This is a genomic window from Halobacillus kuroshimensis DSM 18393 (genome assembly GCF_000425705.1).
Taxonomy (GTDB): domain Bacteria; phylum Bacillota; class Bacilli; order Bacillales; family Halobacillaceae; genus Halobacillus; species Halobacillus kuroshimensis.
Genome location: NZ_AUDY01000010.1, coordinates 271367 through 285208, shown reverse-complemented (window position 1 = coordinate 285208; position 13842 = coordinate 271367). Strand labels below are relative to the sequence as shown.

The following is a 13842-nucleotide window of genomic DNA, read 5'->3' as shown; positions in this document are numbered from 1 at the left end:
TTCCTGCAATGTCACGTTGTTTCCTCCTCTTTTTTCAGTTCACGGACCACGATTCGTGATCCTTCGGTTTTCATAATTTTCACTTTCTGATTCACTCCGATAAAGACACCTTCGGTAACGACGTCCAGCCGTTCCCCGTCAAATTCAGCGGTTCCCGACGGCCGCAGCGGCGTCACGGCCGTTCCTTCCAGACCGATCAGATCCAGACGGTTGACCGATGAAACATACCCCTGCTCGGATGAGGTGGAATCATTCAGAATGATGTGCCGGAAAAAGCCACGTTCAAGCCCCATCGTCTTAAACAGGATTACGGATACAATTACAGTTACCAGAAGCGCAATACCAATGCTCATCGCCATATGTCCCATATCCGCTGAAGAAAGCATCAGAGAAAAGACGACGGCCGCCACCCCGGCAATTCCGGCTATCCCACCAGGCAGAAAGAATTCGGCAACAATAAGACCTATCCCCAGTACGAGTAAGATAATGGCCTCATAGCCGGCCAGACCGGCAACAATATGGCCGTAGAAAAACAGGACAAGGGCTGTTGCCCCCATTGTTCCCGGTATCCCGAACCCTGGTGAGTAAAGTTCCACCACAAGCCCGAGACTTGCGACTGATAATAATATCGGTATGACAACGGGATCTGTTAGAAAACGGGCTGCGTTTTCTGACAGTGTCGGATTCTGTTCCACCACTTCCGCCCCGGATAAAGAAAGCTCATTTAATAATTCGTTCCGGTCTTCGACAATTCCTTCTGCATAGCCGACTTCTTCTGCTTCTCCCGGTCCCAGGGTAAGGAACTCGCCCTCAGGAGCCCCGTAATCGGGAAGATCAACGGCTGCATCGGCCATGGCACGGGCATAGAGTGGATCTCTTCCATTCGTTTCTGCTGCAGCAGCCATGGAGGAAATCCAGGCGGACTGGGCCTTTTTATCGGCTGCTGTCCCATCTGAGTTGATCACTCCGGAAGCCCCCATAGTCGCCTGCGGCTTCATGTATATGCTATCGGCATTCAAGGCGATGTAGGAACCCGCCGAGTAGGCACGGCTCGTTACAAACGCTGTGTTAGGTATATCAAGATCCTGAAAAATTTCTCCAATCTCTCCTGCCGCATCAACACGGCCTCCGGGTGTATCCACTTCAAAAATAATGTGATCGACACCATTTTCCTCAGCTTCCCCTGTGGTCCTCTTCAGAAAAGCAGCCATTCCACGTTCGACGGTATCTTCAACTGGAATGACGTAAACGGTTTCTCCTTCTCCTTCTGCTGCAGCAAAATCGAAACTGAGCACCAAAGAAGCTGCGGTTCCAAGCATAAACAATGTCAGCCAGAGTCGTAAACGCCAAGTACGTGTCATCGAACAATCACCCCCTCTTTTATCTTCCCCTCCGTATACTTCCTATACGAATGACAAAACAAAAAGTTTCGTTAAAAATAAAAAGGCCTCTCTTTCTACAGAGAGGCCTTTTATATTTACGATAATTGCTGAAGAACGAACTTATTGACCTGTGAACCATCGGCTCTGCCTTTTACTTTAGGCATGATGGCACTCATCACCTTGCCCATGTCGCTCTTGGAAGCAGCTCCTACTTCCTCGATTGTTTCATTGACAATCTGTTCAAGTTCTTCATCAGTGAGCTGTTTCGGCATATATACTTGTAAAATCTCAATTTCACGCTCGAGTCCTTCTACAAGATCGTCACGTCCAGCTTCTTTGAATTCATGGAGGGAATCATTTCTCTGCTTTACCTCACGAGATAAAACAGTCAATGCTTCTTCTTCAGATAATGAATCTTTACCCAATTTAATTGCTTCATTTTGCATAGAAGCACGAACCATGCGGATCGTAGATAATTTTTCCTTATCCCGCGCCTTCATGGCTGTTTTCATGTCCTGGGTCAGACGGTCAGTGATCGTCATCTATTCAACACCCTCTTTGATTACTTACGCTTTCTAGCCGCCTCAGACTTTTTCTTACGGCGTACGCTAGGCTTATCGTAATATTCACGCTTACGATATTCCGCTAATGTACCACTCTTTGATACAGAACGCTTAAAGCGACGAAGAGCATCTTCAAGAGACTCGTTTTTACGAACGCGAGTTGTATTTGACATGCTAATTTCCCTCCCTCCGAAGCAAACAAAACTGTTTCTCTTGTATGGGACCTCCCATACCTTTGACAATTATAGTATATGGTTTAAGGATGGTCAACTTTTTTTATAAGAAAAAGGGTCGATAAAGGATTGTTTTTTTATCTTTTCATCAAGCTTTATGTACTCGGAACGACCTAAATACAAAGGAATGTGCAGGTTTTTAAAATTGGGAAGACCATTTTCATTAAAAATTTCAGAAATATAGGAACAGGCGGTAATGGACCCGGTCACCCAGTCATGATCTCCAGTTGGAAGCACCTGATCAAGGCTGCATTCATAAGTAAGGTAGGCCCTCTCCAGGACCGGCCCTCCGTCCTTCCCTCTTTTCCATGCCTGGCCGAAACTGGAAGCTTTATCTGTATCCACCCCGGAAGTACTTCCGGCATATTGAATAAAAGCCGCCTCCTCATAGGGCAGAAAATTAATCGTGAATGCACCGGCCTGCTGGATCAGCTGATAGGAATAACGTTCTCTTCCCACCGCCACTCCATACATCGGCGGGTCCATAGATAAAAAGGAATGCCACCCAGCTGACATGAAATTCACTTCTCCATCATACTCACTGCCTACAACGGCCACCATCCCTGGATAGCTGTGCATTTTCAATGGTTGTTTTTCCATTCCATTCTTCCTTTTTTAAATAGTGTATCAAAAAAAGGAAATTAAAAAAAGCGGCCGTAAGAGGCCGCTTTCGACATTTTAATAATCAGATGTCCCTTGTCCACCACTGATAATTGCTTTACCAGAGCTTGCACCAATACGTGTAGCGCCGGCTTCGATCATCGCTTTAGCTCCTTCATAATCACGGACGCCTCCAGAGGCTTTAACCCCCATGTCCGGTCCTACGGTTTTGCGCATCAGGCTGATATCCTCCACGGTTGCTCCACCACCAGAGAATCCAGTGGATGTTTTCACGTAATCAGCTCCAGCTGCTTTCGCCAATTCAGAAGCTTTCACTTTCTCTTCTTCCGTCAGCAGGGATGTTTCAATGATGACTTTCACAAGAGCTTTTCCTTCAGCTTCACGAACGACAGCTTCGATATCCTGCTGTACGTTGTCGTGATTTCCTGATTTCAGCTCTCCAACGTTGATCACCATGTCCACTTCTGTGGCTCCTTTTTCAATGGCCTGCTTCGTTTCGAAAGCTTTTGTTTCTTTCGTAACTGCTCCAAGCGGGAAGCCGATGACTGTGCAGACTTTTACATCTGTATCTGCCAGCAGTTCTGCGCAGTATTCCACCCAGTATGGGTTGACACAGACAGACATGAAGCCGCTCTCTTTGGCTTCCTCACAAATCTGTGTAATTTTTTCTTTCGGTGTATCTGGTTTCAGCTGTGTATGATCAATCATTTTTGCAAAATTTTGTTCCATTTCTAAACGCTCCTTTATCATAGGTTGTACGTACCTCTCCACTATCTTAGCATGAAAGCGGTTTGATTGCGAGAGTTAACGAAGTGGTTTATGCTTCCTCCAACATGTAGGACAAAGCGGATAAAAAGTAAAGCGGGGCTGTTTCCATCCGCAGAATGCGAGGTCCCAGCCGGATGGATAAAAACCCGGCATTCTTGAAGGCTTCCACTTCTTTTTCAGAAAAGCCGCCCTCCGGACCAAAAACGACAGCGATGGAATCGCCCGGTCGAATGCCGCGCAGAACTTCGGAAAACTCCTGCTCTGACTCACTCCTCGCTTCCTCTGCATGGGCGAACAAGCACCAGTCATGGGATGCTTTCAAGTCTGTAATGTCCTTCATGAAATAAAGTCCGGAGATAGAAGGGATGACTGTCCGTTCTGACTGTTCGCTTGCTTCTTTCGCAATCTTCTCCAGCCGCTGAATTTTCTTGGGCGCTTTTTTCCCATCCCATTTGGCCACAGAGCGGTCAGCCTGATAGGGGATAAAGGAGAATGCGCCAAGCTCTGTCCCCTTTTGAACAACCTGCTCCAGCTTGTCCCCTTTACCTAAGCCTGCGGCGACAGTCACTTTGACCGGGAGCTCACGATCTTCTTCAATCCAGCGGGTGATGGAGCAGACAATCTCCTCAGAGAGGCTGTCAATCTTACATGCAGCAGGTCCATGGACAGGATGGACCGCAATGAGCTGGTCGCCCTCTCCCATCCTCATCACTCTGCTGATATGATGGACATCATCCCCGGCAATGGTTACCGACGTGTCACTCCAATACGGAGCGTCTATAAAATAACGCTGCATAGGGGTTCACTCCGGCTTTTTAGCGATAATGCTGATCCAGTCTTCCATTTTATTTGTTTCCACAATGTCGAAGCCTGATTCAATTAAACGGTCGCGCACCATTTCCTTGCGGGCAGAGATAATTCCACATGTAATGAAATAGCCGCCTGGTTTCACGACGCGGAACGCATCATCTGTGAATTTCACAATAATCTCAGCGAGAATGTTGGAAACGATCAAATCCGCTTCCCAATCCACACCTTCAAGCAGATCATTCACTTCGGAACTCACCTGGTTTTCGACCCCGTTCAATATGGCATTATTCTTCGTGCTCGAAACAGCCACATCGTCCAGGTCGTAGGCGTACGCATGCTCGGCTCCAAGGAGGACGGAAGCGACACTCAGAATCCCGGACCCAGCACCGACATCAGCGACGACATCTCCCTTTTCCAGGTACTGCTCAAGCGCCTGGATGCTCAGCACCGTTGTCGGGTGAGTCCCTGTACCAAAGGCCATCCCGGGATCCATTTCTATGATAATTTCATCACTGGATACAGGGGTATAATCCTCCCACTCAGGGATAATGGTGATTTTTTCGGATATTTTAACGGGCTTGTAATACTTTTTCCAAGCTGTTGCCCAGTCCTCCTCATGGATTTCCTGGATCGTCACTTCATTGCGGCCGATATCAATGCCGAATTCAGTCAGATTGCTGATGGTTTTCTTCACTCCATCGACGGTCTCCATAAGAAAACTGTTCATAGGCATATAAGCTTTAACATAAACACCTTCAGCCGGATAGTCGGCAGGGTTCAACTCGTATATTTCTCCAAGCTTCGTTTTTTTACGCTGCATATCCGCAGGATCCTCAATGACCACTCCGCTGGCACCGGATTCATGCAGGATGTTAGATACAGGTTCAACCGCTTCTGTCGTCGTATGAACACAGACTTCAGACCATTTCATTACACTCCACCCTCTTCTCTTATTTCTAAAAAAGCCCGCAGGCCCTTTCTTCCCTCTCAAAAAAAATCTGTACGATGAAAAACAGGACATTGGATAAAAATCACCTGCAGCTTCCATCGTACAGACTCTGATACGTCCTTAATCGCCTTTAAATGCGCGCTTCATTCGTTCAAAGAAATTGCCGTGCTGTTCTTCAGCCGCTTCGTTGCCACTAATGTCATTGAATTCACGAAGCAGCTCCTTTTGACGTTCGGTCAGGTTTTTCGGTGTGATGACTTTCGTCTTCACGTGCTGATCGCCCTGACCACGGCCATGAACATTCGGTGCTCCTTTTTCCTTCAGGCGGAACGTTTTGCCAGTCTGCGTACCGGCAGGAATTTTAAGCTTCACATTCCCATGAACCGTCGGTACTTGGATTTCGTCCCCAAGAGCTGCCTGAGCGAAAGTCAGGGGTACTTCACAGAAGATATGGTCGCCTTCGCGCTGGAAGAATTCATGAGGCTGGACACGGATGACGACAAACAAGTCTCCCGCTGGTCCGCCGTTGGCTCCTTCTTCCCCTTTGCCCTGCACACGGATCTGTTGTCCATCATCAATACCTGCCGGAATATCAAGATGGATCTTGTTGCGTTTTTTCACACGGCCGTCTCCACCGCAGGTATTACATTTATCCTTGACAATTTTCCCGCTTCCTTGACAGTGGTGACAGACACGACGGTTCACAACACGGCCGAATGGTGTGTTCTGTTCCTGATTAATCTGACCGGAGCCTTGACAATGGGAACATGTTTCCGGAGTGGTCCCCGGCTTCGCCCCGGATCCATCACACGTATCACATTCTTCCTCAACAGGAATTTCAATATCTGTGGATTTTCCGAAGATGGCTTCCTCAAACTGAAGGGTCATCGTGTATTGAAGATCGGCACCTTTACGCGGTGCGCTCGGATCACGGCGGCGGCCTCCACCGCCGAAGAACATATCAAAGATATCGCCGAAGCCACCGAAGTCTTCCGCTCCACCGCCAAATCCGCCGAAGCCTCCCTGGTTCGGACCGGCGTGGCCGAATTGGTCATACTGCGCTCTCTTCTGCTGATCACTCAAGGTTTCATAAGCTTCTTTTGCTTCCTTGAATTTCTCAGAAGCATTTTCCTCTTTGCTGACGTCTGGGTGGTATTGACGAGCCAGCTTACGGTAGGCTTTCTTAATTTCATCCTTCGAGGCATCCTTGGATACACCAAGCACCTCATAATAGTCACGTTTACTCACTTGTAGATCACTCTCCCGGACGCTATTGCATAACGTTAATATTAACATTGAAGGGTAGGGCGGGCAACTGTCGCCGCTTCCCCTTCTTATTCATTAAAAAAGTCAAAGTCAAGAAGATCCTGACTTTGACTTTTTTCTACGCTATCTTACTTCTTGTCGTCTTCGTTGACTTCTTCATAGTCAGCATCTACGACATCTTCATCGGCTCCGCCTGACTGTTCACCCTGCTGGGCTTCAGCCTGCGCCTGTGCCTGCTCGTAAAGCTTAACGGAAAGAGCCTGGACCTGCTCCTGAAGAGCGTCTTTCTTCTCCTTGATTGCATCAAGGTCTTCGCCTTCAAGGGCTGTTTGAAGTTCTTCTTTAGCTGTTTCTGCTTTTTGTTTTTCCTCTTCACTAACCTGCTCACCAAGATCCTTGATGGTCTTGTCTGTTGTGAAGATCAGCTGATCAGCTTCGTTGCGAAGTTCAACAGTCTCACGCTTTTTCTTGTCTTCTTCGGCATTTTCTTCTGCCTGACGAACCATCTCTTCTACTTCGTCATCAGAAAGACCGGAAGAAGATTTGATTGTGATGGACTGCTCTTTGTTCGTACCAAGATCTTTCGCACGGACATTTACAATACCGTTGGCATCAATGTCGAAGGATACTTCGATTTGTGGTACCCCGCGTGGTGCCGGTGGGATATCCGTCAACTGGAAGCGTCCAAGAGTTTTATTATCCTGAGCCATTTCGCGCTCCCCTTGAAGGACGTGAATGTCTACTGCTGTCTGATTGTCCGCCGCTGTAGAGAACGTCTGGGAGTGGCTTGTAGGGATCGTTGTGTTTCGTTCAATCAGCTTCGTCGTTACGCCGCCCATCGTTTCGATACCCAGGGAAAGTGGAGTGACGTCAAGTAGCACAACATCTTTTACGTCCCCTTGAAGGACACCACCCTGAATAGAGGCACCAAGAGCTACCACTTCATCAGGGTTTACGCCTTTGGAAGGGTCCTGGCCGATTTCACGCTTGATGGCTTCCTGTACAGCTGGAATACGTGTAGAACCACCAACAAGGATGACTTTGTGGATGTCTCCAGCACTCATGCCGGCATCTTTAAGCGCCTGACGTGTCGGCTTCATGGAACGCTCAACAAGATCAGAAGCAAGCTCTTCAAATTTCGCACGAGTCAAGTTCATTTCAAGGTGAAGCGGTCCAGCTTCCCCTGCTGTGATGAACGGAAGGGAAATTTGTGTCTGTGCAACGCCGGAAAGATCTTTCTTCGCTTTTTCAGCTGCGTCTTTCAAGCGTTGTTTTGCCATTTTGTCCTGGGACAAATCAATGCCGTTTTCTTTTTTGAATTCAGCTACCATGTGGTCGATAATGACTTGGTCGAAGTCGTCTCCGCCCAGACGATTGTCACCAGCTGTGGAAACTACTTCAAAAGTACCGTCACCGATGTCAAGGATGGATACGTCGAACGTACCGCCGCCAAGGTCATAAACAAGAATCGTCTGATCCTGGTCTTCCTTGTCAATGCCGTAGGCCAATGCTGCAGCTGTTGGCTCGTTAATGATACGCTCTACCTGAAGACCAGCAATCTTACCGGCATCTTTGGTTGCCTGACGCTCAGCATCGTTAAAGTAGGCTGGAACTGTGATAACCGCTTTATCAACGGTTTCTCCAAGATAATCTTCAGCATAGTTCTTGATGTATTGAAGGATGATTGCAGAAACCTCTTGAGGTGTGTACTCTTTTCCTTCAACTTCCACCTTATAGTCTGTACCCATGTGACGCTTGATGGAAAGAAGAGTGTTCGGGTTGGTGATTGCCTGACGCTTCGCAACCTCCCCTACCTGACGTTCTCCATTTTTGAATGCCACTGCGGATGGCGTTGTGCGGTTACCTTCAGGGTTAGGGATAACTTTCGCTTCCCCACCTTCCATCACTGCCACACAAGAGTTCGTTGTACCTAAGTCAATACCAATGATTTTACCCATGGTTGAATGTCCTCCTTTACGTACTCATCTACCTGTTTTTTTATTGGTTTACTTTTACCATTGACGGGCGGATAACCCGGTCTTTCAATCGATAGCCCTTTTGGAGCTCTTCCACTACGATATTGGATTCGTAGTTTTCATCCTCTACCTGCATCACTGCCTGGTGAAGGTGTGGATCAAACTCCTCTCCCTGTGCAGGGATGACTTCAACGCCTTCTTTCTCAAGAGCGGATTTGAATTGGTCGTAGACCATCTTCATACCGTTGGCAAGATTTTTGGCGGCGTCACTGTCGACTTCCACCTGAAGGGCTCTGTCGAAGTTATCTAAAGCTGGAATCAGCTCTTCAATAAGACTTTGGGATCGATATTTCCGATCCGCCTCTTTTTCTTTCTGAGTACGGCGGCGGAAATTATCATAGTCTGCCTGAAGACGAACCAGACGGTTGTTCAGCTCTTCTTTTTCCTGACGGAGCTGCTCTGTTTCACCTTGAGACTCTTCAGTTTCCTCTACTACTTCACCTTGAACCTCTTCCGGTTCATGCTGTTCATCTTTTTCATCAATGATTTCCTGTTTGTTCTCTTCCATGACTTCCACCTCCTACTATCCATTACACCGTTAATGAATATAACATGAATCTATATCCTAAAAAAGCATCACACAAAAAGAAGCGATGGGAAATCCCGCCCATCCTCTTTCTGCCGTCCGCAGGGTTAATACCAGCCCCGGAACGTATTGGTCATATGCTTGGATAGTACATTCATCAATGAAAACATCCGGTTATACTCCATGCGCGTCGGACCTAATAAAGCGATGGTCCCCATCTGGTTGTTGCCAAGATGATAGGTGGCCGTTATCAGGCTGCAGTTCTGCATGGAATCGAATGGATTCTCCTGACCTATTCTGACTTGGATGCCTTCCTGACCGGAACGCAGCAGATCAGCCATTTCATTTTCCTGTTCAATCGTAGCATAAAGCGACCGGACCTTTTCCAGATCCCTGAATTCCGGCTGCATGAGAATGTTTGTCTTACCACCGATGTAAAGCTTCGTCGGGTGGTCTTCCACAAGCGCGGACCTTAAATAAGAGAAGGCCTCTTCATGGTGATCCATATGGTGCCTTAACATCTCGTTAATTTCCGTATAGAGCTTCTCGTGCAGCTTCACAAGGGGAACCCCCTGCAGACGCTGGTTCAGGATGTTGACCATCTTCTCAAGGTCGGTGCCTTTCATTTCCACAGGTACATTAAAAGCCCTGTGCTCCACATGCCCGGTGTCTGTAACAAGGATGGCAATCGCAGAGTGATCAGAGAGCGGAACGATTTGGAGCTGCTTCAGCTTCGTTTCAAAAACTTCCGGCCCAAGTATGATGGACGTATAGTTGGTCATTTCAGACAGGATCCCCGCCGATTTTTGAACCACTCTTTCAAATTCCATCATTTTATCATTAAAGGCATCTCTGATCGTAACGATTTCCTGCTGGGACAACCGCAATGGAGAAAGCAGATGGTCGACATAAAAGCGGTAGCCTTTTTCAGAAGGCACCCTTCCGGATGAGGAATGGGTCTTTTCAATAAACCCCTGATCCTCAAGGTCGGCCATTTCGTTACGTATCGTAGCGGAGCTGAACGTTACAGCTTCTTTCTTCGCTATGGTACGCGATCCTACCGGCTGAGCGGTCAGAATGAAATCATCAATAATCACTTGCAAAATCAGCAATTGTCTATCTGTTAACATCGATGATCACCTCTGTTAGCACTCGTTTAAAGTGAGTGCTAAATCTAATAATAAATTATCAAAAGGGTTCGGTGATGTCAACGGAAAACCATCAATTTTTCATTCGTCCAGAAGGAATTCCTGAAACACTTCGTTCCCAAGGATTCTTCCCCGTGGTGTGAGCTGGATAAACCCGTTGTTTTCCTGAATCAGCTGCCTGTTTTTCAATATACCCAGTGCGTCACCGAAAACGTAATCCATGGGCTTCTGGTATTTTTCGTAAAACTGCTCGATGGATACGCCCTGCGTTTTCCTCAATCCGAGGAACATCTCTTCTTCCATTTCTTCCTTGGTTGTGATGGGTTCTTCGTGAAGAATCGGCTTTCCGTCTTCTCCTGCCTTTTTCACATAGGCTGGAAGCGGACGGATATTGATCGTTCGTTTTCCAGGCATATAGCCATGGGCACCTGCCCCGATTCCGTAGTAATACTCGTTATTCCAGTATGTCAGGTTGTGTTTGCTTTCAAACCCGGGAAGGGCGAAGTTGCTGATCTCATACTGATGGGCTCCGGCGGCACCGAGTTTACGCTGTAGCAGCTCATACATCTCGGCCTCATCCTCTTCCGGCGCTTTTGTCAGTTTCCCTTTTTTATAGCGTTGATAAAAAATCGTTTTCGGTTCAATCTGCAGTGAATAGGACGAATAGTGAGGCAGACCGAACTGGACCGCTTCATCCACCGTTTTTTCGAAGTCTTCCACCGTCTGGCCGGGAAGAGCATACATTAAGTCAATGCTTATATTGGTAAGGCCCGCCTGTACGAGACGGTCAATATTCGTATAGACGTCCTTCACTTTGTGTACACGTCCGATTTTTTCCAGCATCTCATCATCAAAAACCTGGACACCGAGAGAAATCCGATCCACCCCGTAGGCTTTCAGCAGACGTACTTTCTCCACGTCAAGGTCTCCCGGGTTCGCTTCGAATGTATATTCCTCACAGGAGGCGGTATCAAAGTGATCATCAATCATCTTCAGCAGTTTTTCCAACTGCTTATGATTGACGGCTGTAGGGGTACCTCCACCTACGAAGATCGTGCGCACGCGGGCCTTCTCCCCTGGAATGTACGTGTGAATTTCTTTCTCCAATGCTTCTAAATATTCATCTGCCAGCCGTTCATTGTAAAAGAACTTCGTAAAGTCGCAGTAATGGCAGATCTGCTGACAGAAAGGAATGTGTATATAAGCGGATGGGATATTCATGGATGTTTCCACCTTTCATAAGGAAAACCGCAAGAGAATAGTCTCCTGCGGTCTTTATAGTAAGTCTGTTCGTTTAGTCTTCGTTCAAGTCAAGCACAGACATGAAGGCTTCCTGCGGAACTTCCACAGAGCCTACCATCTTCATGCGCTTCTTCCCTTCCTTCTGCTTCTCAAGCAGTTTACGCTTACGGGAGATATCTCCTCCGTAACATTTGGAAAGGACGTTCTTACGCATCGCCTTGATCGTCGTACGGGCGATGATTTTGTTTCCGATTGCAGCCTGGACCGGAACCTCGAACTGCTGTCTCGGAATGAGTTCTTTTAACTTATCCGCAATCAGCTTCCCGCGCTCGTAGGCGAAATCTCTGTGCACGATGAAGGAAAGCGCGTCAATGGTGTCTCCGTTCAGAAGGATATCCATTTTCACAAGGTTGGATACACGGTAGCCGATGAGTTCATAATCAAAGGACGCATATCCTTTCGTCTGGGACTTCAAGGAATCGAAGAAGTCATAGACAATTTCAGACAATGGAATTTCATATACGATGTTGACACGGTTGTCATCAAGATACTGCATATCCATGAAGTTTCCGCGCTTGCGCTGACAGATCTCCATAACCGGACCGACATAATCATTCGGAACCATTATCGTAGCTCTGACAAAAGGCTCCTGCACCTCATCCAGTGTCTGGTTATCAGGCATCATGGACGGGTTGTCGACATTCATTTCAGAACCATCTGTCGTCGAAACCTTATAAATAACGCTCGGAGCTGTGGTAATGAGGTCGATTTTATATTCGCGTTCGATCCGTTCCTGGATGATTTCCATGTGCAGCATTCCGAGGAAACCACAGCGGAAACCAAACCCAAGCGCCTGGGAGGTCTCTGCTTCGAACTGCAGGGAGGAATCGTTCAATTCCAGACGCTCCAACGCATCACGAAGATCGTTATATTTACTGGCATCCACCGGATACATCCCACAGAATACCATCGGATTCATACGCTTGTAACCCGGAAGCGGTTCAGCTGCAGGGTTGGAGGCCAGCGTAATCGTGTCACCCACACGGCTGTCTCCGATGTTTTTTATGGAGGCTGTCAAGTAACCGACATCACCGACCGTCAGTTCTTTTTTCTGAGTCGGAGTCGGACGGAAGACGCCGAGTTCATTCACTTCGAACTCTTTGCCTGTTGCCATCATTTTTATTTTGTCGCCCATTTTAATAGAGCCCTCACGGACACAGACATAGGCAACGACACCGCGGTAGGAATCATAGAGGGAATCAAAGATCAACGCTTTCGTCGGGTCTTTGACACCGCCCTCCGGTGCAGGAATATCAGTCACGATCCGCTCCAGAATTTCGTCGATGCCGACTCCCTCTTTAGCTGACGCAAGGATCGCATCGGACGCATCAATGCCGATCACGTCTTCGATTTCCTGCTTAATCCGCTCAGGATCCGCACCAGGAAGGTCGATTTTGTTAATTACCGGGATGATTTCCAAATCGTTTTCCAACGCCAGATACACGTTCGCAAGCGTCTGGGCTTCGATTCCCTGTGCAGCGTCGACGACGAGGATCGCCCCTTCGCAGGCAGCAAGACTTCGGGAAACCTCATATGTAAAATCGACGTGGCCCGGTGTATCAATCAGGTGAAACGTATAATCCATACCGTCATTCGCTTCATAATTCAATTGAACGGCGTTCAGTTTAATCGTAATCCCGCGCTCACGTTCCAGATCCATAGCATCAAGGAACTGCTCTTTCATTTCACGCTGGGTTAAGGCTTTTGTTTTTTCTAGGATACGGTCCGCCAATGTCGATTTCCCGTGGTCGATATGGGCAATAATCGAAAAGTTACGGACCCTCTCCTGTTTGTTTTGTGCTGTCAACTTAAATCACTCCTACTGAATTCGACACAAATATCTAGGTTGATTATAGCAGTATCCCCCGGATTATTCAATGGCATAGAAAAGCAGGACGTGTCAGCCTGCCTGCATGATTTCCGAAGCCACGACGATCAAACCGTTGAACGTGACCGCCACTCCTTCCCCGATCCCTGCAGCGAGACGGGTAATCCAGGGGACGTCTTCTTCTTGAAAAGATGGGCGGCAGTCTTTTTCATCCGTGGGGATTTGTTCTGTTGTTTGGGAGGAGGTCTGCCCGCTTTCTGTTTCCACTTTTTCCTCCTCCACACGTTCCTGATGGACAGGCGCGGCCTCATCAAACTTTTCATTGTTCTTCTCAACGCCATACAAAGCTCCAGCAATAAAGACGCCGAACAGGATGATCAGACCGGCCAGTCCCTTCATGATCGTCCCTC

Annotated in this window: 14 protein-coding genes; all 14 read right to left on the bottom strand. The window is 47.7% G+C overall.

Translation table 11 applies throughout. The features are described 5' to 3' along the window. Positions 1 to 11 precede the first annotated feature (11 nt). The 14 genes from H615_RS0111850 to H615_RS0111785 all read right to left on the bottom strand — a co-directional run bounded on the left by H615_RS0111850 (position 12) and on the right by H615_RS0111785 (position 13831). On the bottom strand, positions 12 to 1319 hold the full coding sequence (locus H615_RS0111850) for an NfeD family protein (RefSeq protein ID WP_244877751.1): 1308 nt from the start codon (positions 1317 to 1319) through the stop codon (positions 12 to 14). 158 nt (positions 1320 to 1477) lie between these two features. Next, positions 1478 to 1924: a GatB/YqeY domain-containing protein gene (locus tag H615_RS0111845; protein ID WP_027955354.1), complete on the bottom strand. Its 447-nt coding sequence runs from the start codon at positions 1922 to 1924 to the stop codon at positions 1478 to 1480. A gap of 20 nt (positions 1925 to 1944) precedes the next feature. Further along, positions 1945 to 2118, bottom strand: coding sequence for a 30S ribosomal protein S21 (gene rpsU, locus H615_RS0111840; RefSeq protein WP_027955353.1), 174 nt, complete (start codon positions 2116 to 2118; stop codon positions 1945 to 1947). Between the two features lie 93 nt (positions 2119 to 2211). After that, the gene (locus H615_RS0111835) at positions 2212 to 2778 is read right to left on the bottom strand and encodes a flavin reductase family protein (protein ID WP_027955352.1); all 567 of its coding nucleotides are present in this window, start codon (positions 2776 to 2778) and stop codon (positions 2212 to 2214) included. Positions 2779 to 2856: 78 nt separating this feature from the next. Next, the gene (deoC, locus tag H615_RS0111830; protein ID WP_027955351.1) at positions 2857 to 3528 is read right to left on the bottom strand and encodes a deoxyribose-phosphate aldolase; all 672 of its coding nucleotides are present in this window, start codon (positions 3526 to 3528) and stop codon (positions 2857 to 2859) included. A gap of 88 nt (positions 3529 to 3616) precedes the next feature. Beyond that, on the bottom strand, positions 3617 to 4363 hold the full coding sequence (locus H615_RS0111825) for a 16S rRNA (uracil(1498)-N(3))-methyltransferase (RefSeq protein WP_027955350.1): 747 nt from the start codon (positions 4361 to 4363) through the stop codon (positions 3617 to 3619). Positions 4364 to 4369: 6 nt separating this feature from the next. Beyond that, entirely contained in the window at positions 4370 to 5308 is a 939-nt protein-coding gene (gene prmA / locus H615_RS0111820) for a 50S ribosomal protein L11 methyltransferase (protein WP_027955349.1), read from the bottom strand. Between the two features lie 138 nt (positions 5309 to 5446). Beyond that, positions 5447 to 6574: a molecular chaperone DnaJ gene (gene dnaJ / locus H615_RS0111815; protein ID WP_027955348.1), complete on the bottom strand. Its 1128-nt coding sequence runs from the start codon at positions 6572 to 6574 to the stop codon at positions 5447 to 5449. Between the two features lie 146 nt (positions 6575 to 6720). Beyond that, positions 6721 to 8550, bottom strand: a complete 1830-nt coding sequence (gene dnaK / locus H615_RS0111810) for a molecular chaperone DnaK (protein ID WP_027955347.1) — start codon at positions 8548 to 8550, stop codon at positions 6721 to 6723. Between the two features lie 40 nt (positions 8551 to 8590). Then, positions 8591 to 9136 carry a nucleotide exchange factor GrpE gene (gene grpE, locus H615_RS0111805; RefSeq protein ID WP_027955346.1) on the bottom strand — a complete coding sequence of 182 codons (546 nt, stop codon included), beginning with the start codon at positions 9134 to 9136 and terminating at the stop codon, positions 8591 to 8593. A gap of 125 nt (positions 9137 to 9261) precedes the next feature. After that, positions 9262 to 10284: a heat-inducible transcriptional repressor HrcA gene (gene hrcA, locus H615_RS0111800; RefSeq protein ID WP_027955345.1), complete on the bottom strand. Its 1023-nt coding sequence runs from the start codon at positions 10282 to 10284 to the stop codon at positions 9262 to 9264. Between the two features lie 99 nt (positions 10285 to 10383). Beyond that, positions 10384 to 11523: a radical SAM family heme chaperone HemW gene (hemW, locus tag H615_RS0111795; RefSeq protein WP_027955344.1), complete on the bottom strand. Its 1140-nt coding sequence runs from the start codon at positions 11521 to 11523 to the stop codon at positions 10384 to 10386. Positions 11524 to 11596: 73 nt separating this feature from the next. After that, on the bottom strand, positions 11597 to 13411 hold the full coding sequence (gene lepA / locus H615_RS0111790) for a translation elongation factor 4 (RefSeq protein ID WP_027955343.1): 1815 nt from the start codon (positions 13409 to 13411) through the stop codon (positions 11597 to 11599). Positions 13412 to 13504: 93 nt separating this feature from the next. Continuing rightward, complete coding sequence (locus H615_RS0111785; protein ID WP_027955342.1) at positions 13505 to 13831, bottom strand: hypothetical protein; 327 nt, start codon at positions 13829 to 13831, stop codon at positions 13505 to 13507. Positions 13832 to 13842: the final 11 nt, after the last annotated feature.

What these genes read in the sequence shown, in the direction of transcription:
- H615_RS0111850 (WP_244877751.1), bottom strand. Translation starts at nt 1,319, where the DNA reads ATGCTTGGAACCGCAGCTTCTTTGGTGCTCAGTTTCGATTTTGCTGCA.
- H615_RS0111845 (WP_027955354.1), bottom strand. Translation starts at nt 1,924, where the DNA reads ATGACGATCACTGACCGTCTGACCCAGGACATGAAAACAGCCATGAAG.
- rpsU (WP_027955353.1), bottom strand. Translation starts at nt 2,118, where the DNA reads ATGTCAAATACAACTCGCGTTCGTAAAAACGAGTCTCTTGAAGATGCT.
- H615_RS0111835 (WP_027955352.1), bottom strand. Translation starts at nt 2,778, where the DNA reads ATGGAAAAACAACCATTGAAAATGCACAGCTATCCAGGGATGGTGGCC.
- deoC (WP_027955351.1), bottom strand. Translation starts at nt 3,528, where the DNA reads ATGGAACAAAATTTTGCAAAAATGATTGATCATACACAGCTGAAACCA.
- H615_RS0111825 (WP_027955350.1), bottom strand. Translation starts at nt 4,363, where the DNA reads ATGCAGCGTTATTTTATAGACGCTCCGTATTGGAGTGACACGTCGGTA.
- prmA (WP_027955349.1), bottom strand. Translation starts at nt 5,308, where the DNA reads ATGAAATGGTCTGAAGTCTGTGTTCATACGACGACAGAAGCGGTTGAA.
- dnaK (WP_027955347.1), bottom strand. Translation starts at nt 8,550, where the DNA reads ATGGGTAAAATCATTGGTATTGACTTAGGTACAACGAACTCTTGTGTG.
- grpE (WP_027955346.1), bottom strand. Translation starts at nt 9,136, where the DNA reads ATGGAAGAGAACAAACAGGAAATCATTGATGAAAAAGATGAACAGCAT.
- hrcA (WP_027955345.1), bottom strand. Translation starts at nt 10,284, where the DNA reads ATGTTAACAGATAGACAATTGCTGATTTTGCAAGTGATTATTGATGAT.
- hemW (WP_027955344.1), bottom strand. Translation starts at nt 11,523, where the DNA reads ATGAATATCCCATCCGCTTATATACACATTCCTTTCTGTCAGCAGATC.
- H615_RS0111785 (WP_027955342.1), bottom strand. Translation starts at nt 13,831, where the DNA reads ATGAAGGGACTGGCCGGTCTGATCATCCTGTTCGGCGTCTTTATTGCT.